At 71.2% G+C, this 20,534-nt stretch carries 20 protein-coding genes and 1 pseudogene; 10 read left to right on the forward strand and 11 right to left on the reverse strand.

Annotated elements, in window-relative coordinates; translation table 11 throughout:
• Position 1: 1 nt before the first annotated feature.
• The 3 genes from ACZ5K7_RS08295 to ACZ5K7_RS08305 all read right to left on the reverse strand — a co-directional run bounded on the left by ACZ5K7_RS08295 (position 2) and on the right by ACZ5K7_RS08305 (position 3,180).
• Positions 2-961, reverse strand: a complete 960-nt coding sequence (locus ACZ5K7_RS08295; RefSeq protein ID WP_468911836.1) for an ABC transporter permease — start codon at positions 959-961, stop codon at positions 2-4.
• 4 nt (positions 962-965) lie between these two features.
• Positions 966-2,570 carry an ABC transporter substrate-binding protein gene (locus tag ACZ5K7_RS08300; RefSeq protein WP_468911839.1) on the reverse strand — a complete coding sequence of 535 codons (1,605 nt, stop codon included), beginning with the start codon at positions 2,568-2,570 and terminating at the stop codon, positions 966-968.
• Positions 2,571-2,763: 193 nt separating this feature from the next.
• Positions 2,764-3,180 (reverse strand): nuclear transport factor 2 family protein, encoded by a 417-nt coding sequence (locus tag ACZ5K7_RS08305; RefSeq protein WP_351691425.1) that lies wholly within the window; start codon positions 3,178-3,180, stop codon positions 2,764-2,766.
• A 127-nt stretch (positions 3,181-3,307) separates the two neighbouring features.
• Here ACZ5K7_RS08305 and ACZ5K7_RS08310 point away from each other — a divergent pair, with 127 nt between their 5' ends.
• Complete coding sequence (locus ACZ5K7_RS08310) at positions 3,308-3,988, forward strand: TetR/AcrR family transcriptional regulator (RefSeq protein ID WP_468911842.1); 681 nt, start codon at positions 3,308-3,310, stop codon at positions 3,986-3,988.
• 90 nt (positions 3,989-4,078) lie between these two features.
• On the opposite strand, the gene ACZ5K7_RS08315 is transcribed toward ACZ5K7_RS08310, so the two are convergent.
• From ACZ5K7_RS08315 to leuA, 5 genes are all read right to left on the reverse strand, one after another.
• Positions 4,079-5,023 (reverse strand): hypothetical protein, encoded by a 945-nt coding sequence (locus ACZ5K7_RS08315; protein WP_468911845.1) that lies wholly within the window; start codon positions 5,021-5,023, stop codon positions 4,079-4,081.
• Entirely contained in the window at positions 5,020-5,553 is a 534-nt protein-coding gene (locus tag ACZ5K7_RS08320; RefSeq protein ID WP_351691416.1) for a SigE family RNA polymerase sigma factor, read from the reverse strand. Before ACZ5K7_RS08320 ends, ACZ5K7_RS08315 begins: the two co-directional genes overlap by 4 nt.
• Before the next feature lie 168 nt (positions 5,554-5,721).
• Positions 5,722-6,903: a sialidase family protein gene (locus ACZ5K7_RS08325; RefSeq protein ID WP_468912016.1), complete on the reverse strand. Its 1,182-nt coding sequence runs from the start codon at positions 6,901-6,903 to the stop codon at positions 5,722-5,724.
• 226 nt (positions 6,904-7,129) lie between these two features.
• Complete coding sequence (locus ACZ5K7_RS08330) at positions 7,130-7,825, reverse strand: TerB family tellurite resistance protein (RefSeq protein WP_351691413.1); 696 nt, start codon at positions 7,823-7,825, stop codon at positions 7,130-7,132.
• A gap of 185 nt (positions 7,826-8,010) precedes the next feature.
• Positions 8,011-9,732: a 2-isopropylmalate synthase gene (leuA, locus tag ACZ5K7_RS08335; protein ID WP_468911849.1), complete on the reverse strand. Its 1,722-nt coding sequence runs from the start codon at positions 9,730-9,732 to the stop codon at positions 8,011-8,013.
• Positions 9,733-10,052: 320 nt separating this feature from the next.
• On the opposite strand from leuA, the gene ACZ5K7_RS08340 reads away from it, so the two are divergent.
• From ACZ5K7_RS08340 to ACZ5K7_RS08355, 4 genes are all read left to right on the forward strand, one after another.
• Positions 10,053-11,117 (forward strand): M4 family metallopeptidase, encoded by a 1,065-nt coding sequence (locus ACZ5K7_RS08340; protein WP_468911852.1) that lies wholly within the window; start codon positions 10,053-10,055, stop codon positions 11,115-11,117.
• A 21-nt stretch (positions 11,118-11,138) separates the two neighbouring features.
• On the forward strand, positions 11,139-11,405 hold the full coding sequence (locus tag ACZ5K7_RS08345) for a protealysin inhibitor emfourin (RefSeq protein ID WP_351691405.1): 267 nt from the start codon (positions 11,139-11,141) through the stop codon (positions 11,403-11,405).
• Between the two features lie 71 nt (positions 11,406-11,476).
• On the forward strand, positions 11,477-12,850 hold the full coding sequence (locus ACZ5K7_RS08350) for a GH1 family beta-glucosidase (protein ID WP_468911856.1): 1,374 nt from the start codon (positions 11,477-11,479) through the stop codon (positions 12,848-12,850).
• Complete coding sequence (locus tag ACZ5K7_RS08355; protein WP_351691399.1) at positions 12,847-14,100, forward strand: MFS transporter; 1,254 nt, start codon at positions 12,847-12,849, stop codon at positions 14,098-14,100. The genes ACZ5K7_RS08350 and ACZ5K7_RS08355 overlap by 4 nt, the downstream gene beginning before the upstream one ends.
• Positions 14,101-14,104: 4 nt before the next feature.
• On the opposite strand, the gene ACZ5K7_RS08360 is transcribed toward ACZ5K7_RS08355, so the two are convergent.
• Positions 14,105-14,962, reverse strand: a complete 858-nt coding sequence (locus ACZ5K7_RS08360; protein ID WP_351691396.1) for an NAD-dependent epimerase/dehydratase family protein — start codon at positions 14,960-14,962, stop codon at positions 14,105-14,107.
• 131 nt (positions 14,963-15,093) lie between these two features.
• Between ACZ5K7_RS08360 and ACZ5K7_RS08365 the strand changes: the two genes are divergently transcribed.
• The 3 genes and pseudogenes from ACZ5K7_RS08365 to ACZ5K7_RS08375 all read left to right on the forward strand — a co-directional run bounded on the left by ACZ5K7_RS08365 (position 15,094) and on the right by ACZ5K7_RS08375 (position 16,761).
• A complete protein-coding gene (locus ACZ5K7_RS08365; RefSeq protein ID WP_351691393.1) occupies positions 15,094-15,942 on the forward strand; it encodes a helix-turn-helix transcriptional regulator in 849 nt (282 codons plus the stop codon).
• Positions 15,943-16,008: 66 nt separating this feature from the next.
• A pseudogene (locus tag ACZ5K7_RS08370) lies at positions 16,009-16,209 on the forward strand (putative T7SS-secreted protein); the annotation flags it as partial.
• 60 nt (positions 16,210-16,269) lie between these two features.
• Complete coding sequence (locus tag ACZ5K7_RS08375; protein ID WP_468911861.1) at positions 16,270-16,761, forward strand: hypothetical protein; 492 nt, start codon at positions 16,270-16,272, stop codon at positions 16,759-16,761.
• A 16-nt stretch (positions 16,762-16,777) separates the two neighbouring features.
• Here ACZ5K7_RS08375 and era read toward each other — a convergent pair whose 3' ends face one another.
• Positions 16,778-17,746: a GTPase Era gene (gene era / locus ACZ5K7_RS08380; RefSeq protein WP_468911864.1), complete on the reverse strand. Its 969-nt coding sequence runs from the start codon at positions 17,744-17,746 to the stop codon at positions 16,778-16,780.
• Positions 17,747-17,888: 142 nt separating this feature from the next.
• Here era and ACZ5K7_RS08385 point away from each other — a divergent pair, with 142 nt between their 5' ends.
• Positions 17,889-19,199, forward strand: a complete 1,311-nt coding sequence (locus tag ACZ5K7_RS08385; protein WP_468911867.1) for an ammonium transporter — start codon at positions 17,889-17,891, stop codon at positions 19,197-19,199.
• Positions 19,196-19,534 (forward strand): P-II family nitrogen regulator, encoded by a 339-nt coding sequence (locus tag ACZ5K7_RS08390; protein ID WP_351691378.1) that lies wholly within the window; start codon positions 19,196-19,198, stop codon positions 19,532-19,534. The genes ACZ5K7_RS08385 and ACZ5K7_RS08390 overlap by 4 nt, the downstream gene beginning before the upstream one ends.
• Here the strand turns inward: ACZ5K7_RS08390 and ACZ5K7_RS08395 are convergent.
• Entirely contained in the window at positions 19,428-20,486 is a 1,059-nt protein-coding gene (locus ACZ5K7_RS08395; protein ID WP_468911871.1) for a WxL protein peptidoglycan domain-containing protein, read from the reverse strand. The genes ACZ5K7_RS08390 and ACZ5K7_RS08395 overlap by 107 nt on opposite strands.
• Positions 20,487-20,534: the final 48 nt, after the last annotated feature.

A 20,534-nucleotide genomic window follows, 5' to 3' on the forward strand; every position in this document is an offset into this window, starting at 1 on the left:
GTCATGTCGCCTCCCTCAGACGGGGGTTGACCAGCAGGTAGAGGACGTCGATGACGAGGTTGACGACGACGAAGCCGGTCGCGGTGGTGAGGACCACGCCCTGGACGACGGCCGGGTCGCCGTTCTGCACGGCGTCGATCATCAGCTTGCCCATGCCGGGCAGGGCGAAGATGGTCTCGATGACGACGGCGCCGCCGAGGAGGTAGCCGACCCGCAGGCCGAGCACGGTCAGCGGGTTGACGAGCGCGTTGCGCAGGACGTTGCGGCCGACCACGACATGGGGCGGCAGGCCGCTGCCGATCGCCGTGCGGACGTAGTCCCGGTCGAGTTCCTCGACCACCGAGGTGCGGACGATCCGGGTGAGCTGGGCGGCGACCGGGAGGGAGAGCGCGAGGGCGGGCAGAGCCATGGTCCTCAGCCAGCCGGTGACGGAGTCCTCGGGGTTGATGTAGCCGCCCGACGGGAACCAGCCCCGGTCGACCGCGAGGTACTGGATCATCAGCAGCGCCAGCCAGAAGGCGGGGGCGGCGACCCCGATCAGGGAGAGGACGCGGATGACCTGGTCCGGCCAGCGGTCCCGGTAGATGGCCGCGGTGACGCCGCCGGTGAGGGCCAGGACGACCGCGATGCCGAGGCCGAGGAAGGTCAGCTGGAGGGTGAGCGGCAGGGCGGTGGCGACCTGTTCGAGGACCGGGGTGCGGGTGAGGGCGCTGGTGCCGAGGTCGCCGTGGAACAGGTCGCCGACGAAGTGGACGTAGCGCAGCGGCAGGGGGTCGAGGAGGCCGTTGCGTTCGCGGAAGTCGTGGAGCTGTTGCGGGGTGGGGTTGGCGCCCTGGAAGAACGCGGACGCCGGGTCGACGTCGGAGAAGCGCATCACCAGGAACACGAACAGGGCGATGCCGAGCAGCAGCGGCACCAGCAGGACGACGCGGCGCAGCAGGATGCGCAGGACGGCGTTCATGCCGTCAGGCCCACTTGGCCGTCAGGACGTTGATGCCGGGGTAGGGCTGGGCCCTTATGCCGGTGAGTCTGCGCGGGTCCCAGGCGGTGATCAGCTCGTTGTGGACGACCGGGTAGAGGACGGCCTGTTCGGCGACGACGTCGATGTAGTCCTGGATCATCGTCTGCTTCTTGTCCGGGTCCGGTTCGCGGGTGGCCGCGTCCATGTCCTTGAAGAGCCGTTTCGCGACAGCGTTGTCGGCCCATCGGGCGTAGCCCATCCAGAGGTTCTCGGGGCCGTAGTTGTAGTGCATGATCAGGTCGGCGTCGAGGCCGAACTGGTTGGGGTTCGAGACGGCGGCGACGACCTGGTAATCCTGTTTCTGGTCCATCTTGGTGAACACGGCCGTGGTCTCCTGCGGGGACAGGGTCGTGGCGACGCCGATCGCGTCCCAGGACGACTTGATGGTGGGCAGGCAGTCGACGATCCAGCTCACGTTGACGGCGAGGATGTTCACGTGGAGTCCGCTGACCCCGGCGGCCTTCAGGAGCGCCTTCGCCCGGTCGGGGTCGTAGTCGTAGACCGTCTTCGCCCTGCGGTAGCCGGGGTTGGTCTCGTTCAGGAACGAACTCGCCGCCTTTCCGTGGCCCTTGAGGGCGACCTCGATGATCTTGTCCGTGTCGATGGCGTGGTGCAGGGCCTGGCGGACCCGGACGTCGTCGAAGGGCTTGTGCCGGGTGTTGAACATCAGGAACAGGTTGTTCATCCCGGCGCCGCCACCGACCGACAGTCCACCCTGTTCGAGGCGGGTGATGTTGGCGTAGGGGATGTTGTCGGAGATCTGAGCGCCCGCGCCGACGCCGGAGATCCTGGCCACGCGTGAGGCCGCGTCGACGATGGTCAGCCAGTTCATCCGCCGGAAGGCGGGCTTGCGGGGGCCGTTGTAGCCGTCGTACGCGGCGAAGGTGGTGTTCGACTTCGGGTGGTGCCCGGTCTGCCGGTACGGTCCCGAGCCGACCGCCAGTCCCTTGATCGCGTCGTCCCAGGCGCCGGGCCGGGAGAACACGTGCTCCGGCATGATCTTGGCGAGGGTGAGGCGGGCGATCCCGTCCGGGAAGGGGAACCTGAGGACCAGGTCGACGGTCCGGGCGTCGATCCTGCGGGCCTCCTTCAGCCAGTTGGCGAAGAAGCCCTTGGCGAGGGTCTGGGTGCCCGGGTCGAGGATCCGGTCGAAGACGAAGACCACGTCGTCGGCGGTGACCGGTTTCCCGTCGTGGAAGGTGGCGTCCGGGCGCAGGGTGAACCGCCAGGTGGTGGCGTCCGGGTCGGCGGGCAGCCGGGTGGCCAGCGCCGGATAGGGGGCGCGGGTGATGGGATCCGTGTCGGCGAGGCCCTCGTAGATGTGGTTGTTGGCGGCCATCGCGAACGCGGACGCGGTCTGGGTCGGGTCCCAGCTGCCGTCGTTGCCGTAGCCGATCACGGCCGTGAGGGTGCGGTCGGTGCCGCTGCCGCCGAGGTCGATCGTGGACTTGGGTCCGCAGGCCGTCAGCGCCGTCAGCGAGGCGGCCGCACCCAGGGCGCCGGCGTGTTTCAGGAACGTCCTGCGGCCGTGGGTCGCCTCGTCGCGCACGGTGCCTCCAGCGTGGGGGAAAGGAGACGTCGGACGTCCTGTGTAAGCGCGACCATAAGAGGGCGTTTGGGGGCGGTCAAGGCAGCGCACACGAATGGCGTAAATCGCCAGAGGTCGGACCAATGGCGATGCGAGAGGACAGCGGAAAGGGCAGCGGCGCCGGCCACCGGGGAGGTGGCCGGCGCCGGAGGGGCTATGCGGGAGCGGTCAGCTGGGCGGCCACCGCGGCGCCGTCCAGCCACACGTTCTCCCGGGAGATCCTGCCGTCGCGGAACTCGAAAACATGCAGGATCCGGAAGGTGATCCGGCGGCCGTTGCCCGGAATCCCCAGGAAGGAGCCCGGGACGGTGCCCGTCATCACGTTCTCCATGGTGACGGCGTCGTCGGAGTAGTAGGTGTGGGTGCGCTCCTCGCTTTCGGTGCGGAAGTCCTTGCACAGCTGCCGGTAGAAGTCGAGCGCCGCCGGGATGCCGTGCTTCGGGCCGTTCGGGTCGCCTACGACGTCGTGCTCGATGTCGTCGGTGTACACGGCGACCGAACCCTCCGGGTCGCCGCGCTCCTCGGCACTCAGATGCGCCTGGATCAGCTCTTCCATCTCGGCGGTGGTCATGGAGCCCATGGTCGGGAGCCCCCTCTCTCGTCACGCCGCGCGCCCTTCGGCAGAGCCCGCGGCCCCCGTAGTGAGACAGTGCTACCGTAATGAGAACAGTTTCTTACTACAAGAGGGGACTCTCATCATGGAGGGGAGTGAAGGGAGCACAAGGGGCGCGCAGGACGGCCGGCGCAACCAGAAGCTGCGCACCCGCCGGGCCCTCGTCGACGCGGCCGCGGAACTGCTCCGCGAGGGGCGCACGGTGACCGTCGCGGAGGTGGCCGAGGCCGCCCGGGTCTCGACGGCCACCGCCTACCGCTACTTCTCCAGCCCCCAGGAACTGCTCCGGGAGACCCAGACACTGCTGCGCAGCCCGGACGTCACCGCCGACCTGCCGGCCGACCCCGCCGAGCGGGTCGACGCGGTGATCTCCCGGGTCGCCGACATGCAGCTGACGAACGAGCCGGCCTGGCGGGCGATGCTCGGCGCCAGCCTGGAGAGGTACTTCAAGCAGAACGACGGCCAGGAGGCCGGGCAGCACGAGGGCCAGGAGCCTGCCGGGCAGGCAGCCGGGCAGGCAGAGGGCTTCCCGGTCCGGAACCGGACCCGGCTCGACCTCTCGCGCACCGCGCTGGACCCCCTCGCCGCGGCCCTCCCGCCCGCCGCCCTGCGCCGGCTGACCATGGCCCTCACCCTGGTGTACGGCGTGGAGGCCCTGGTCTCGACCCGCGACGTCTGCGACCTGGAGCCGGCGGAGGCGAAGGAGGTCATGCGCTGGGCGGCACAGGCCCTGCTGGACACGGCGCTGCGGGAGGCGGCGGGGTGAGGCGCTCCCCCAGGAGCATCTCCCCGAGGACTGCCTCCCCGAGGGCTGCTTCCCCGAGGACGGTCAGGCGGTCCGGGGCGGGCAGGGAAGCTAGGGCAGCGTCTTCTCGTAGGACCCGTCCTGGTCCGAGTCGTAGACGAGCTTTCCGCTCCAGTCGTAGCCCCGGAGGCGGGGCGCCTCGGTGACCTGCCGGTGCAGGGTGCCGGTGGCGACGAACCAGCCGTGGTCCAGCACGGCCTTGCTCGTGCTGCCGCCGTAGGTGACGGTCACCTTGCTGACCGAGCTGCGGTAGCCACCGATGACGCCCCACCGGAACGGCAGCTTCCAGTGGCCCTTGTCGAGATACGACTGCTGGTACAGCTTCCCGGCGTTGATGTCCGGGACCACGGCCACCAGGGAGTCGCCGAACGGGTTCCCGACGCTGGTGTTCAGCCCCTGCGCCTCGCCGCCCTTCACCGTGCAGATCAGCCGGGCCGGCGTCGGCTTCTCGCGCACGGCGACCACGGAGATGCCGTCGCCCGGTGCGTTGGAGTCGCCGGTGCTCTTCATCGCGAGGATGATCCGGTAGTCGGCGGCGGTGCCGAGGTCGGTGTGGCCGGGATCCCCGGCGACCCGGTTCGCCTTGTCGTAGGCGATGCACTTGCCGAGCCCGGCGGCGGCGTTCTCGTAGGTGACACCGTCGAGGAGCTGCCCCGCGGTGGCGGGCCGCGCGGGGCCCGGCACGGACGGCGTGGACGGTGCGGACGGCGTCGGGCGCGCGCTGGTCCGCACGGACGGCTCGGGCCGCGCCGGGCTCATCGCACCGCCGCCACCGCCCCCGATCGCGTACGCGCCGACCGGCACCACCGCCAGGGTCGCCAGCGCCACCCCGGTCACCCCGAGACGCCGCCGCCGGCGCTCCAGCACGCCCCGCCGCCTGATCTCCGGGTACGGCACCGGTGGCGGCCTGAGTGCCGACGCGTCCCCCGCCAGCAGCGCCCGGACCCGGTCCTCGAAGTCCGGCTCGGCCTCCGCGCCCTGCTTCTCGCCGCTCACCTGGTGCCTCCCTGTCCGGTTCCCGCGGGGCTCATGGTCTGCGCGAGCCCCGGAAACGTACGCAACTTGGCCAGGCCCTTGGACGCCTGGCTCTTGACCGTGCCCGGGGAGCAGCCGAGCACGTCGGCGACCTCCGCCTCGGACAGGTCCTCCCAGTACCGCAGCACCACCACCGCGCGCTGCCTGGGCGGCAGTTCCGCCAGGGCGGCGAGCAGCGTGCCGCGCTCGTCGGCCCGGGAGACCGCGTCGTCGTGCTCCGCGCGCTCGGGCGGAGCGGCGGTCAGCGACTCGGTGACCCGCCGTTTGCGGAACCGGTCGCTGTTGCAGCTGACCAGCATGCGGCGCACGTACGCCTCCGGGCGGTCGGTCCCGGAGACCCGGCGCCACGACCGGTACGCCTTCGCCAGCGCGGTCTGCGTGAGGTCCTCCGCGTGGTGCGGGTCGCCGGTGAGCAGATAGGCGGTCCGTACGAGATGGGACCACCGCGCTCTGACGAATTCCTGGAACTGGGCCTCGAGTTCGGCCTGCATCAGCCACCCCCTCGCCCTCCAGACCACCGGCCGGCCCGATTCGGTTGCCCGGTTCACGACAACGGCAGGCCCACGGCCACGACCGGTGCACGACGGCGGCCGGTTCACGGCTACGGCCGGTGCACGGCGGCGGCCGGTGCACGGCGGTGGCCGGTGCACGGCGGTGGCTCACTCCTGGGGTGCCGCGACCCGCCGGAACTCGATCGTGTCGTACGCCGTCCGCGTCCCCGTCTCGTACAGCACCCCCACCGTGCTCCTGTCCACCTGGACCAGGTCCGAGTAGGCGGCCTTCCGGCCGGACAGGGTGAGGAGCTTGTCGAAGCTGATGCCCTCGTCCGTGCTGGTCCACAGGGCCATGGCCTGGCGGGCCGTCGGGATGGAGGGGGCCGAGAAGAGCAACGGGGCTCCCGTGCCATGGAGTTGGAGGACCGATCCCTCGACCACCGGGACCCGGCGCAGGGTCGGCTGGACGGTGTACGGCGCGTCCAGGGTTTCCGCGCCGTCGCTCGACCAGGCGTCGAGGCGGTTGCCGGGGCTGGTGCCGTTCTGGTCGCGGGCGTTGAAGTAGAGGCGGCCGTCGGGGAGTTGGGCGGCGGTCGTCTCGTTGGCGTTGTCGCGGCCGGTGTAGGAGTCGTCGACGAAGCCGAGGTGCCAGCTGCGGCCGCCGTCGTCGCTGTAGATCGCGTGACCGCCGTAGTACCTGGCCTCCCGGCCGGTGTCGGAGGAGCCGGGGCGCGGTGGGCCGGAGTGGTCGGCGGCGACGACCAGGCGGCCGCGGTGCCCTCCCTCGGTGACGGCGACGGCATGGCCGGGGCCGGTGGCGTACCAGCGCCAGCCCGAGGGTTTCACCTGGGCCGTGATCTCCCGCGGGGCGGTGAAGGACCGGCCGTCGCTTCGGCTGCGCTGCACGAACACCCGGCGGCTCTGCTCCTTGGTGACCTGGCCGCGCATGATCTGATCCTCGCTCACCGAGCCGTCGTTGTAGGAGGTCACCAGGACGATGTCGCCGGTGCGCGGGTCGACGACGGGTGCCGGGTTGCCGCGGGTGTTCCCCTTGCCGTCGGTCACCACCTGGAGCGGGCCCCAGGTGCAGCCGCCGTCGGAGGAACGTCTCAGCACGACGTCGATGTCACCGCTGTCGCCGGCGGTGGTGTGCCGGCCCTCGGCGAAGGCGAGCAGGGTGCCGCGCCAGGTGCGGACGACGGCCGGGATGCGGAACTGGGGGTAGCCGCCCTCGCCGGAGACATACGGCACCGAGGACTCACAGGTGGCCGCCCAGGCCTTGGGTTCGACGGCGAACGCCCCGAGCAGCAGGGCGGCGGCGAGGGAGATCCGGCTCACACAGGTCACAGGAGACACATGGCTCACCCTTCCATGTTCCTCCCCTCCGCCTTCATCGCATCCCCGCAACGGCCGAACGGGTCACGCGGTTTGGCACACCGTCAGGTCCCGTACCGGGCCGGCCGGGGGCTGCGGGGAACGTATGGGTCATGCCCCGCGGGCGGCTCGGGAGGGCGTCCGGGCCGTGCCCGAGGCACTGGCCGGGAGGATGCGCGGGTCGTGTTCCGCCCTTGGCTCAGGAGGGGGTGCGGGCCGCTGCCAGCAGGCGGGTCACGTCGTCGGCGCAGATGGTCAGGGCCGCGCCGACCGTGCCGAGGACCTCGCGTTCGGCGTTGGTGTACGGGCCGTCGGCGAGTGCGATCCGGGCGGCCTGGAGGAGCAGGGACTCGCGGCCGGCGGGGGCGAGGTGCGGGGCCAGCGGGTCGAGGGCCTCGTGCAGCTCTATCGCGAGGCTCGCCCCGCACGGCTGTCCGAGGAGCCGGCCGGTGTCGGCGGCGAGCGCGTCGACGAGCGCGCTCAGCTGTTCCTCCGTGACGTCCTCGAAGCCGGCCGCGCGGACCGTGGCCGCGGCCGTCTCCAGGGCCGTACGGGCACAGGCGCCGCCCGCGGCGAGGAGGGCGAGGGCGACGGTGTGCACGGCGTCGCGGAGCATCGCCGAGAAGCGGGAGGTGGTGGGGTGGTCGAGGACGTCGGTGCCGTAGTGGTGACGGCAGGCGGCGCACTCCACGACGGGCCCGGTGGTGCCGCGCGGCAGCACGGGTACGCCGAGCAGGGTGAAGCGGCGGCGGCCGGTGAGCCGCTGGTAGTTGCGGTCGCCTCCGCAGCCGGGGCAGAAGAACTCGCCGTCGCCGACGGGTGTCCATGCGGTGCGGGTGCCCAGAATGCGGGCAGGCCTGGTGGTTCGGCCGTCTCGTCCCCGTACTGGCAGCACGTCGCACCTCCTTAACGCCGTGGCAACATCGCCACCGCTGGCGTGATGTTAGCCACATCGGTGAGGTGGAGTCAGTACCCCGTACGAGACCTTTCCGTGACCTCCACGGTCGGATGGCCGGTAAACGACGGGGCCCCGATCGCCGTACAGCGCGATCGGGGCCCTTAAACCGCCGGTCAGAAGGGTTATCGCGTCGCGCGGTTGACGGCGGAGACGACCGCCTTCAGCGACGCACGCGTCGTGTTCGCGTCGATGCCGATCCCCCACAGAACCTTGTCGTCGATCGCGCATTCGATGTACGAGGCGGCCTGCGCGGAGGCGCCCTCGCTCATCGTGTGCTCCTGGTAGTCCAGGAGCCGCACGTCGATGCCCAGACCCTGCAGCGCGTCGAAGAACGCGGAGATCGGGCCGTTGCCGGAGCCGGTCAGGACGGTGTCCTCGCCGTCGACGGTGGCCTCGACGGTGAGGGTGTCCACCCCGTCGGTGTCGGTGGTCGACTGCCCCGTCTTCACCTGGATACGGCCCCAGGGGTTCTCCGGGTTCGGCAGGTACTCGTCCCGGAAGACCGCCCAGATGTCGGAGCCGGTGACCTCGCCGCCCTCGGCGTCCGTCTTGGCCTGGATGAGCTTGGAGAACTCGATCTGCATCCGGCGCGGCAGGTCCAGCTTGTGGTCGTTCTTCAGGACGTAGGCGATACCGCCCTTGCCGGACTGCGAGTTGACCCGGATGACGGCCTCGTAGGAGCGGCCGACGTCCTTCGGGTCGATCGGCAGGTACGGCACGGCCCACTCGATGTCGTCGACGGTGACGCCCTTCGCGGCCGCGTCGGCCTCCATGGCGTCGAAGCCCTTCTTGATGGCGTCCTGGTGGGAGCCGGAGAAGGACGTGTAGACCAGGTCGCCCACGTACGGGTGGCGCGGGTGGACCTCCATCTGGTTGCAGTACTCCCACGTACGACGGATCTCGTCGATGTCGGAGAAGTCGATCTGCGGGTCGACGCCCTGCGAGAACAGGTTCATGCCGAGCGTGACCAGGTCGACGTTGCCGGTGCGCTCGCCCTGCCCGAACAGGCAGCCCTCGACGCGGTCGGCGCCGGCCATCAGCGCCAGCTCGGCGGCGGCGACGGCGGTACCGCGGTCGTTGTGGGGGTGGATGGACAGCACGACGTGCTCGCGGCGGGAGAGGTTGCGGTGCATCCACTCGAAGCGGTCCGCGTGCGTGGACGGCGTCGAACGCTCCACGGTGGCGGGCAGGTTGAGGATGATCTCGCGGCCCGGACCCGGCTGGTAGACGTCCATGACCGCCTCGCAGACCTCCAGCGCGAAGTCCAGCTCGGTGTCGGTGAAGATCTCGGGGCTGTACTGGTAGCCGAACTCCGTCTCCGGGCCCAGCAGCTTCTCGGCGTACTCCATCACCAGGCGGGTGCCGTCGACGGCGATCTGCTTGATGTCGTCCTTGGAGCCGCGGAAGACGACCCGGCGGAAGACCGGGGCGGTGGCGTTGTACAGGTGGACGGTGGCCCGCCGGGCGCCCTTCAGGGACTCCACGGTCCGCTCGATCAGGTCCTCGCGGGCCTGGGTCAGCACGGAGATCGTGACGTCGTCCGGGATCGCGCCCTCTTCCTCGATGATCGAGCGTACGAAGTCGAAGTCGGTCTGGCCGGAGGCGGGGAAGCCGACCTCGATCTCCTTGTAGCCCATCTTGACCAGCTGGTCGAACATCCGGCGCTTACGCTCGGGCGACATCGGGTCGATCAGGGACTGGTTGCCGTCGCGCAGGTCGGTGGAGAGCCAGCGGGGAGCGGCGGTGATCCGGTTGTCCGGCCAGGTGCGGTCCTGGATGTCGACCTGCTCGTAACGGCCGTACTTGCGCACCGGCATGGTGGTGGGCTGCTGGCGGTTCGCCATGATTGCGGGGCTCCTCAGGGTGTCCGGAAGGACGGCCGACGACGCAACGCGAAGCTCCGCGGGGAGGGAGTCGACCTGGACTACAGGCCCTCGCCGCGGCAGCTAAGAAGAAGCAGCCCGAAACGCATGATGCTCCGCATGCTAGCCGAGCCCCCTCCGGACGCGGGGCGCCGTATCAGTATGCGGGACCGCTGGGAGGAATGGGACAAAAAGTGCGCCATACCACTCCTGCTCACGGAGGGTGGTCAATTGTCACCGTATTTCACCAATCATGGTTGCGGGTAGTGACAGCGATATAACTCAGTGCGATGGTGCGGTCCATGACGACCAACGGGGGCCACAGGCCCGTCTTCTGCACCATCGTGCCGCCGCACATCCTCGACCACCTCGCCACCCACGAGGACCGGGAGCTCGCCGACTCCGCGCTGCGCACCCTCCAGCAGGACGCCGCACAGCGCACCCGCCGCCGGATCACCACGGTCCGCGGCGCCGTCGCCCCGACGGCGACGGCCGCCACCGGCACCCCGCACCGCACGGTCTACGACGCCGGGCACGGCACCGACCTGCCCGGCACCAAGGTCCGCGACGAAGGCTCCGAGCCCGGCCAGGATGCCAGCGTCAACCGCGCCTACGCCGGCCTCGGCGCCACCTTCGAGCTGTACCTGACGGCGTTCGAGCGGGACTCCATCGACGGCGAGGGGCTGCCCCTCGACGCGACCGTGCACTACGACGTCGACTACGACAACGCCTTCTGGAACGGCGAGCAGATGGTGTTCGGCGACGGCGACGGGCAGATCTTCACCGACTTCACCAGCTCCGTCGACGTCATCGGCCACGAGCTCACGCACGGCGTCACCCAGTACACCGCCAACCTGGAGTACTACGGCCAGTCCGGCGCCCTCAACGAGTCGGTCTCGGACGTCTTCGGCTCGCTCATCAAGCAGCACTCCCTGAGCCAGAGCGCCGACCAGGCTGACTGGCTGATCGGCGAGGGCCTGCTCGCCCCGGGCGTGCGCGGCGTGGCCCTGCGCTCGATGAAGGCCCCGGGCACGGCGTACGACGACCCCCGCCTCGGCAAGGACCCGCAGCCCGCGACCATGGCGGAGTACGTGAGGACCAACCGGGACAACGGCGGGGTGCACATCAACTCCGGCATCCCCAACCACGCCTTCTACCTCCTCGCCAGTGCGCTCGGCGGCAACGCCTGGGAGCGGGCCGGGCTGATCTGGTACGACGTGCTGACCGGGGGCGAACTGCGATCGGACGCCCGCTTCACGGACTTCGCGAAGCTCACCGTGGCGGCGGCCAAGGCCCGCTTCAAGGAGGGCGAGGAGACCGAGGCGGTCCTCAAGGCGTGGGCGCAGGTGGGTGTGCAGACCGGCTGATCCCGTACTACACAGGGACCCATGCGTATTCAGGTGAGGCGTACGGGCGGGTTCGCGGGTATCGAGCGGCGGGCCGAGGTGGACACCTCGGGGCGGCCCGACGCCCATGAGTGGCAGGTCCTGGCCGAGCACGCGCTGGCGGCCGGCCGGGGCACGCCGCCGCCCGGGGTGCCGGACGGGTTCGCGTACCGGATCACGGTGGACGGGCGGACGGTGTACGCGGCCGACCCGCGGCTGACCTCAGAGCAACGCGAGCTGATCTCACGGGTGTTGAAGGAGGGCGCCTAAGCGGCACCGGTAACGGGTAGTTCACGTCCGGACGTTGACTTCTGTTACTGGTGGTAAGGATGATCCCGGCCATGGCGACTGACGCGGTCCATCCGATACCCGGTCTCCCCGGTCTTCCGGGTCTCCCCGACGGCTTCCTCTGGGGTGTGTCGACCTCGGCCCACCAGATCGAGGGCGCGGCCGACGAGCGCGAGCCCTCCGTGTGGGACGTGTTCTCGGCCGAGCCGGGCCGGATCAAGGACGGCTCGACGGCGGCGGTGGCCTGCGACCACTACCACCGCCACCGCGAGGACGTGGCCCTGCTGGCCGGCCTCGGCGTGGACGCGTACCGCTTCTCGGTCTCCTGGCCGAGGGTGCGCTCGGCGGGCGGCCTGGACTTCTACGACCGGCTGGTGGACGAGCTGTGCGCGGCGGGCGTACGGCCGGTCCCGACCCTCTTCCACTGGGACCTGCCGACGGCCCTCCAGGAGAAGGGCGGCTGGCTGGAGCGGGACACCGCCGCCCGGTTCGCCGACTACGTCGCCACGGTCGCGGACCGGCTCGGTGACCGGGTCAAGAAGTGGATCACCCTCAACGAACCCGCCGAACACACCCTGTTCGGCCACGCGCTGGGCGCCCACGCCCCCGGCGAGCAGCTGATGTTCGACGCGCTGCCGGTCGCCCACCACCAGCTCCTCGCCCACGGCCTGGCCGTACGGGCACTGCGCGCGGCCGGCGCCGCCGACATCGGCATCGCCAACTCCCACGGCCCGACCTGGCCCGCCTCGCAGGAACCGGCCGACCTGGAGGCGGCCGCCTTCTACGACCTCCTCCTCAACCGGCTGTTCGCGGAGCCGATTCTGCTGGGCGAATACCCGGAGGGCATGGGCGACCTGATGCCGGGCGATGTCGCCGCGGACCTGAAGGTGATCGCCGAGCCGCTCGACTGGTACGGCGTCAACTACTACGCCCCGACGAAGGTGGGCGCCCCGCAGGGCGCCGAGATCGAGTTCGGCGGACTCACCCTCCCCGCCGACCTCCCCTTCTCCGTCCAGGACATCGAGGACGTGCCGGTGACGGACTTCGGCTGGCCGGTGGTCCCGGAGGGCCTCACCGAACTCCTCACCGGCTTCCGGGACCGCTACGGCGACAGACTCCCGCCGATCGTCATCACCGAGAACGGCTGCTCCTACGAGGGCGTCGACGACCAGGACCGTATCGCCTACCTGGACGGCCACATCCGTGCGCTGCACCGGGCGGTGGAGGCCGGGGTGGACGTGCGCGGCTACTTCGTCTGGTCGCTGCTCGACAACTTCGAGTGGGCGGAGGGGTACGCGCGCCGCTTCGGTCTGGTCCACGTGGACTACGACACCCAGGCGCGGACGCCGAAGTCGTCGTACGGCTGGTTCCGGGACCTGATCCGGGCACAGAGATCCCAGGCGCAGAGCTCCCAGGCGCGGGGATGACGACGACGCGGGCGCCGGCCGCGCTGGCGGAACCGGCCGAGCGGGTCGGCCGGGGCTGGACGTCGGCGCTCTCCCTCGCCAACGGGGCGATCTGGGTGGGCTGGTACGGCCCCCTGCAGATCCTCCTCGCCTCCCAGGCCAAGGACTTCGCGCCCGGTTCCGGGATGTCGAAGGAGACGATGCTGGCGTGGGTGACGGGCGTCGGCGCGGTGGTGTCACTGGCGGCGAACCCGCTCTTCGGCGCGCTGTCGGACCGTACGACATCCCGCTGGGGCCGCCGGACGCCGTGGATCGTGGCCGGCACGGCGGGCGGGGCGCTGTCGCTGCTGCTCCTCGCGGGCGCCGGCGGCATGTGGACGATGATGCTGGGCTGGTGCCTGGTCCAGCTGACGCTGAACGCGGCCTTCGCGGCGGTGACGGCGGCGGTACCGGACCGGGTGCCGAGGGGCCAGCGGGGTTCGGTGGGCGGCTGGCTGGGGGCCGCGCAGATCCTCGGGGTGGTCGGCGGCACGGGGCTGGCGACGGCCGCCGGGGGTGTCGGGGCGGGCTATGTGGCGTGCGCGGTGTTCACGGCGGTCGGCGTGCTGCCGTACGTGCTCCGCTATCCGGATCTGCGGCTGGCCCCGGAGGACCGGCCGCCCTGGTCCCGGCGGGGCTTCCTGGCGGGCTTCTGGCTGAGCCCGCGCCGCTATCCGGACCTGGGCTGGGCCTGGCTGACCCGGTTCCTGATCAACCTGAGCAACGCGCTGGTACTGCTGTACCTGCTCTACTACCTGCGGGACCGCCTGCACTACCACGACCCCGACCAGGGCGTCCTGATCCTGACGGCGGTGAACGGGCTGACGCTGATGGCGACGGTCGTGGTCGGCGGGGTCTGGTCGGACCGGGTGGGCCGGCGCAAGCCGTTCGTGGTCTGGTCGGGGATGCTGATGGCGGCGGCGACGGCCCTGCTGGCGGCGTGGCAGACCTGGCCGGGGGCGATCGTCGCGGCGGCCTTCCTGGGCATCGGCTTCGGCGTGTTCACCTCGGTCGACTTCGCCCTGATGACGGACGTCCTGCCGAAGGCCCTGGACCGCGGCAAGGACCTCGGCGTCATCAACGTGGCCAACGCCCTGCCCCAGGTCGCGGCGCCCGCCCTCGCCGCACCGGTCGTCACGTACCTGGGCGGCTACCGGGTGCTCTACCTGGCCGCGGCGGTGATCGGGCTGGCGGGGGCGTGGCTGGTGGGGCGGATACGGGGCGTCGACTAGCCGCTCACAGGGCTCCGGCGTCGCGGGCGGTCCAGACGCTCGGGTAGATCGGCCGGAAACCGAGATCCCGGCGGATCTTCTGGGTGGACATGATCCCGAACCAGGGGTCGGGGTCGGTGCGGGTGTGCGGGTCCGCGGGCACCTCGACGCCGTTGAGCTGGTGCAGGTCCACGGCCGTGACGGGGGCGTCGTCGGCGATGTTGTAGACCGGGCCGTCCACCGCCGGTGCGTACAGGAGGCGCAGCAGCCCCTGCCCGACATCGGCGTGGTGGCCCATGTGCAGCCGCTGGGTCGGTGCCCAGCGCGCCGCCCAGCGCAGGGAGTCGGCGAGGTGGGGGTCGCCCTCGCCGTAGACGAAGGGCAGCCGCCCGATCCGGACCTCCATGCCGCCGTCCAGCGCGAGCAGCTCCCGCTCGGCGATCGCCTTGGACTCCGGGTAGACGCCCCACATCTCACCGCCGGGCCGGCTCTCGTCGTCCTCGGTCAGCGGGCGACCGCGCCCGGTGCCGTACACGAGCCCGGTACTGACCTGCACGAACCGCCGTACGCCGGCGCCGAGCGCGGCCCGCCCCAGTGCCACCGCCGCGTCCCGGTTGACGGCCCGCGCCTCCTCGTCCGGCACCCCGCGGAAGGCGGCGGCGACGTTCACCACGGCGTCCACCCCGGCGACGGCCTTGCCGAGCGCCTCCTCGTCCCGCAGGTCGCCGACGACGACCTCGGCGCCGAGACCGGCGAACGGCTCGCCGCGGGCCACGTCCCGCACGAGCACGCGCACCCGCTCCCCGGGCCGGGTCTGGGCGAGCAACCTGGGCACGAACCGGCGCCCGACCTGTCCCGTGGTACCGGTGACAAGAGTGATCATGGCTCTCTCCTTCTACGCCTTCGCTCTGACGCCACCACCCTCGGCTTCCTCGGACCCCGCCGGGAGAGACCTCCCGATCAGGGGACCCGCAGTCCCTGGATATACCGGCCGCCCCGGGCCACCCTGGAGGGGTGAACCGCCCCGAACTCGCCGACTTCCTGCGCCACGCCCGCACCCGCCTGGACCCCGCCGACGTGGGCCTGGCCCCCGGCGCCCGCCGTCGCACCCCGGGCCTGCGCCGCGAGGAGGTGGCGTCCCTGGCGGGCATGTCGGCGGACTACTACACCCGCCTCGAACAGTCCCGGGGCCCGCGCCCCTCCCGCCAGATGCTGACGGCGATGGCCCGCGCGCTGCGCCTGACGGAGGACGAACGCGATCACCTGTTCCACCTGGGCGGCGAGGAACCCCCGCGCCGGGAGGCGACGAGCACGCACGTCCGTCCCGGCCTCCTCCTGGTCCTGGACCGGCTGCACGACGCACCCGCCAGCGTGATCACCGACCTGGGCGAGGTCCTCGCCCAGAACGCCCTCGCCAGGGCCCTGTACGGCGATGTCTCGGGCCGCCCGTCCCGTGATCGCAACGTGGTCCGCCGCTTCTTCCTGGACCCGGCGTCCCACACCCTGTTCCCTCCGGAGGACCGGCCGGTGCGGGCCCGCGAACACGTGGCGAACCTGCGCGCGGTGGCGGCGGCCCGCCCGACGGACCCGGAGCCGGGCGCGCTGGTGGCCGAACTCCGCGCCCACAGCCAGGAGTTCGCCGACCTCTGGGCGCAGCACGAGGTCTCGGTACGCCGGGCGTCGGCAAAACGCTTCCGCCACCCGGCCGTCGGCCTCCTGGAGTTGGACTGCGAGGTCCTTCTCTCCGCCGACCACAACCAGCTCCTCGTCATCCACACGGCCCGCCCGGGCACCGAGTCCCACGAACGCCTGCAACTGCTACGGGTGGTGGGACTGCAGGACATGACACCGAGCCGCACTTGACCCACCCGATACCTTTGCCGGGGCGGACGCACGACGAGTGAAGAACCGCAACGGGGGTTGCGGGTTATGGCGGGGTATCGGCCGGCGGACTGGCATCCACTCGACCTCGACCGGGACCCGACCCCGGGCGATCCGCAACGCGTCCGCTCGCTCGCCACACAGCTGCACGACTTCGCCGACGACGTCTCCGACGCCCTGCGCCTGGTCAAGGGCATGGCCGGCGAGGACACCGTCCTGCAATGGGCCGGCAAGTCCGCGGACGTCTTTTCATGCAGCCCGACGGGGGCTACGACTACTTCCTGAAACAGTTGAAGGAGTGAGTGCGCGGTGAGTGACGTGTTCTGGTCCGCTCCGCAGAGCAGAGCCGTGTGGGAGGCCCTGCCGCAGCCGGTGCTGGAGGCTGTCGGACGGTGTGACGCGGAGCGGCTGGACGTGGAGCGGGCGCGGGTCGCGCCGCATCTGCGGGAGCGGATCACCACGCCCGTGTACTCGGTCGCGGACCGCTTCGCGTCCTGGGAACGCCTGGTACGCCGGATGGAAGCCGGCCGGCCGGGCGGTGACGACTACTACCCGATCAGCGCGTACGGCAACGACCTCGACTCCCGGGACAGCCTGGACGAGGTGAGGGACGCCCTGCCCGCGGCGGCACGCGAGGGTGCGCTCGGCAAGCTGCTGGCCGAGCTGGACGCCCGCTTCGACGCGGCGAGCGTTCCTGACCCGGAGGGTTCACTGCGTCCCTGGGTACGGCCGACGAAGGACCACGCGCAACTCCCCGACCGATGGTCCCGCAAACCCCTGCGCACCCCTTGGGACGACTGAGGGGACCGCCGCCCCCTCAGAACCCCAGCCGCCGCAACTGCTTCGGATCCCGCTGCCAGTCCTTGGCCACCTTGACGTGCAGGTCCAGGAAGACCGGAGTGCCGAGCAGGGCCTCGATCTGCTTGCGGGACTTGATGCCGACCTCCTTCAGGCGCGTGCCCTTGGGGCCGATGATGATGCCCTTCTGGCTGGGGCGTTCGATGTAGAGGTTGGCGTGGATGTCCAGGAGGGGCTTGTCGGCGGGGCGGTCCGGGCGGGGGAGCATCTCCTCGACCACGACGGCGATGGAGTGCGGCAGCTCGTCGCGGACGCCTTCGAGGGCCGCCTCGCGGATCAGTTCCGCGATCATGACCTGCTCGGGCTCGTCCGTGAGGTCGCCCTCGGGGTAGAGGGCCGGGCCCTCGGGGAGGAGCGGGACGAGGAGGTCGGCCAGCAGGTTCACCTGTTTGTCGCCGACCGCCGACACCGGCACGATCTCGGCCCACTCGAAGCCCAGCTCCTTGCCCAGCTGGTCGATGGCGATCAGCTGCTCGGCGAGGGTCTTGGAGTCGACCAGGTCGGTCTTGGTGACGATCGCGATCTTCGGGGTCTTGCGGATCCCGGCCAGTTCCTTGGCGATGAAGCGGTCACCGGGGCCGAGCTTCTCGTTCGCCGGCAGGCAGAAGCCGATCACGTCGACCTCGGCCCAGGTGGTGCGGACCACGTCGTTGAGGCGCTCGCCGAGCAGGGTGCGCGGTTTGTGCAGGCCAGGGGTGTCGACCAGGATCAGCTGGGCGTCCGGCCGGTGCACGATGCCGCGCACCGTGTGCCGCGTGGTCTGCGGCTGGTTCGCGGTGATCGCCACCTTCTGCCCGACCAGAGCGTTCGTGAGGGTGGACTTGCCCGCGTTGGGGCGCCCGACGAAACAGGCGAAGCCCGCCCGGTGGACGGCCTCCGACGATTCCGACGGCTCGGTTGACTGGCTGCGAACGCTCATGCCCCCCATTCTCCCTGATCCACGACACCCCGCCGCACCGTGAGAATTCGGTAACCCCGTCGCAACGAAACGTCACGGAAACACAGCCGTACGCGACCGGAAACGCGTTCCGGTGAATCTCTGACGAGCCCCCACGACGTTGGAGACGCCCGTGATCCTCTCCGCCGCGCACGCCGACACCGGCGACACCGCCTGGCTGCTCGCCGCCACCGCCCTGGTCCTGCTGATGACCCCGGGCCTGGCCCTGTTCTACGGCGGCATGGTCCGTACGAAGAGCGTCCTCAACATGCTGATGATGAGCTTCGTGTCGATCGCGCTGGTGACGGTGGTGTGGCTGGCGGGCGGGTACTCGCTGGCCTTCGGGGAGGATGCCGGGGCGGGGCTCGTCGGCGGGCTGCGGTATGCCGGGATGCACGGGCTCGGACCGGACAGCGTGCAGGGCACGGTCCCCACCCTGCTCTTCGCCACCTTCCAGCTCACCTTCGCGATCGTCACGGCCGCGCTGGTCAGCGGCGCGGTCGCGGACCGGGCGAAGTTCGGCGCGTGGCTGGTGTTCGTCCCGGTGTGGACACTGCTGGTATACGTTCCGGTGGCGCACTGGGTGTGGGGCCCGGGTGGCTGGATCCTGCACCACCTCGGCGCCCTGGACTTCGCCGGCGGCCTCCCCGTCGAGATCACCTCCGGCGCCTCCGGCCTGGCCCTGTGCCTGGTCCTCGGCCCGCGGCTCGGGTTCAAGAAGGACGCCATGCGCCCGCACAACCTGCCGATGGTGATCCTGGGCGCCGGTCTGCTCTGGTTCGGCTGGTTCGGCTTCAACGCGGGCAGCGCGCTCGGCGCCAACGGTCTCGCGGCCGCCGCCTTCCTCAACACCATGGCCGCCGGCTGCACGGGCCTGCTGGGCTGGCTCTTCGTCGAGCAGAAGCGGGACGGCCACCCGACCACCCTGGGCGCGGCCTCCGGCGCCGTCGCCGGCCTGGTCGCGATCACCCCGTCCTGCGGCTCGGTCTCGCTGCCCGGCGCGCTGGCCGTCGGCCTCGCCGCGGGCGTGGTCTGCTCGTACGCGGTCTCCTGGAAGTTCAGGCTGAACTACGACGACTCCCTCGACGTCGTCGGCGTTCACCTGGTCGGCGGAGTCATCGGCACCCTCCTCATCGGCCTGTTCGCGGAGCGGGCCATGACCGGCGGCGCCGAGGGCCTCTTCTACGGCGGCGGGCTCGCCCAGCTCTTCAAGCAGGCGGTGGCGGTGGTGGCCGTGGCGGCGTACGCCTTCACCGTGACGTACGGCCTCGGCAGGCTGCTGGACAGGACGTTGGGCTTCCGGGCGAGCGAGGAGCAGGAGCACACCGGCCTGGACCTTACGATGCACGCCGAGACCGCTTACGATCACGGGGTCCTGGGCCACGGCGCCCCGGTCAACGCGTCCCTCCTCCCCTCCGCCCAGAAGGTCAAGAGCCAGCCATGAAGCTCGTCACCGCGATCGTCAAGCCCTACCGACTGGAGGCGGTGAAGACCGCTCTCCAGGAGATCGGGGTGCACGGCCTGACCGTGACCGAGGCCAGCGGGTACGGCCGGCAGCGCGGCCACACCGAGGTGTACCGCGGTGCCGAGTACCAGGTCGACCTGGTCCCCAAGGTCCGGATCGAGGTCGTCGTCGAGGACGCCGACTCCGAGCCGACGATCGAGGCGATCGTCAAGGCCGCGCGGACGGGGAAGATCGGGGACGGGAAGGTGTGGGCACTGCCGGTGCAGACGGTCGTACGGGTGCGGACGGGCGAGCGCGGCCCCGACGCCCTCTGAGCAGCCGCGGCAGACCGCGGCCCCGGCGGGCCCGGGCGAGCAGCACGCCGCCCGCCACCCCGGCGGCGAAGGCCAGCCCCACCACCAGCCACGGCAGGGCGAGGAACGACGTGCTCGCCGACTCCTCGGTGCCGGTCGCGCTGGCCGTCAGCGTCACGTCCCCCCAGTCGAGTTGGGGCGCGTCCCGCCAGCGCGCGGTGAGCCGCACGCGCTCCCCCGGCAGCAGCTCGGAGGGGATCCCGGCGAGGTCGCGGCTGAGCAGCGTACGGCCGAAGAGCCCCTCGGCCCGCAGCCGCACCCTGGGGTTCAACGTGACGTTCCCCGTGTTGTGCAGGGTGTAGGAGACGGTGGCCGTGCTGTCGCCGAGGCCGGGCACGAGCGGCTGGTGGTGGGCGAGGTGCACGTTCTCGACGGCGACGGCCGGCAGCGTCGGCCCGCTCACCCGCAGATAGACCCGGGCGCCGACGGCCCGCCGCACACCGAGCGCGAGGGAGCCGGCCCCCGGATCGACACGCTCGTCGAGCGCCACGATCGCCCCCGGATGGTCACCGGGTTCGGCGCCCGCGGGCACCCGCAGGGTGAAGGGAACGGTGACCGTCTTGTGCGGTGGCACGGTGACCCGCGTCTTCGCGATGCTCGCCCAGGCCCCCACCCCCCGCATCTTCTCCTTCACCGTCCGGACGGCGAACCCGCCGTCCCGCGCGGTGTTGTAGGCGTCGGCCGCGTACAGCCGGAAGGTGAGCGGTTCGCCGGTCTTGTTGGCGACGGCCACCTTGTCGGTGATCGTCTGCCCGGGGTCGAGGGAGAGATAGAAGTACGGCCGCGCCGCGATCCTGGAGGCGACCGGGTAGACGGACCAGCTGCCGTTGTCGGCGGCGTGCGCGGGAGCCGCCGTGCACAGGAGTCCGAGGAGCAGGCTCAGGAGGAGGACATACGGCTTGACGCGACGCATGGGTGCGGACCCCCGGTCGGAAGCGGGTCGGGTGACGACCGGGTCCTT

Source organism: Streptomyces sp. NPDC031497, from assembly GCF_055580905.1.

What these genes read in the sequence shown, in the direction of transcription:
- ACZ5K7_RS08295 (WP_468911836.1), bottom strand. Translation starts at nt 961, where the DNA reads ATGAACGCCGTCCTGCGCATCCTGCTGCGCCGCGTCGTCCTGCTGGTG.
- ACZ5K7_RS08305 (WP_351691425.1), bottom strand. Translation starts at nt 3,180, where the DNA reads ATGACCACCGCCGAGATGGAAGAGCTGATCCAGGCGCATCTGAGTGCC.
- ACZ5K7_RS08310 (WP_468911842.1), top strand. Translation starts at nt 3,308, where the DNA reads ATGGAGGGGAGTGAAGGGAGCACAAGGGGCGCGCAGGACGGCCGGCGC.
- ACZ5K7_RS08320 (WP_351691416.1), bottom strand. Translation starts at nt 5,553, where the DNA reads ATGCAGGCCGAACTCGAGGCCCAGTTCCAGGAATTCGTCAGAGCGCGG.
- leuA (WP_468911849.1), bottom strand. Translation starts at nt 9,732, where the DNA reads ATGGCGAACCGCCAGCAGCCCACCACCATGCCGGTGCGCAAGTACGGC.
- ACZ5K7_RS08340 (WP_468911852.1), top strand. Translation starts at nt 10,053, where the DNA reads ATGACGACCAACGGGGGCCACAGGCCCGTCTTCTGCACCATCGTGCCG.
- ACZ5K7_RS08345 (WP_351691405.1), top strand. Translation starts at nt 11,139, where the DNA reads ATGCGTATTCAGGTGAGGCGTACGGGCGGGTTCGCGGGTATCGAGCGG.
- ACZ5K7_RS08350 (WP_468911856.1), top strand. Translation starts at nt 11,477, where the DNA reads ATGGCGACTGACGCGGTCCATCCGATACCCGGTCTCCCCGGTCTTCCG.
- ACZ5K7_RS08355 (WP_351691399.1), top strand. Translation starts at nt 12,847, where the DNA reads ATGACGACGACGCGGGCGCCGGCCGCGCTGGCGGAACCGGCCGAGCGG.
- ACZ5K7_RS08360 (WP_351691396.1), bottom strand. Translation starts at nt 14,962, where the DNA reads ATGATCACTCTTGTCACCGGTACCACGGGACAGGTCGGGCGCCGGTTC.
- era (WP_468911864.1), bottom strand. Translation starts at nt 17,746, where the DNA reads ATGGGGGGCATGAGCGTTCGCAGCCAGTCAACCGAGCCGTCGGAATCG.
- ACZ5K7_RS08390 (WP_351691378.1), top strand. Translation starts at nt 19,196, where the DNA reads ATGAAGCTCGTCACCGCGATCGTCAAGCCCTACCGACTGGAGGCGGTG.
- ACZ5K7_RS08395 (WP_468911871.1), bottom strand. Translation starts at nt 20,486, where the DNA reads ATGCGTCGCGTCAAGCCGTATGTCCTCCTCCTGAGCCTGCTCCTCGGA.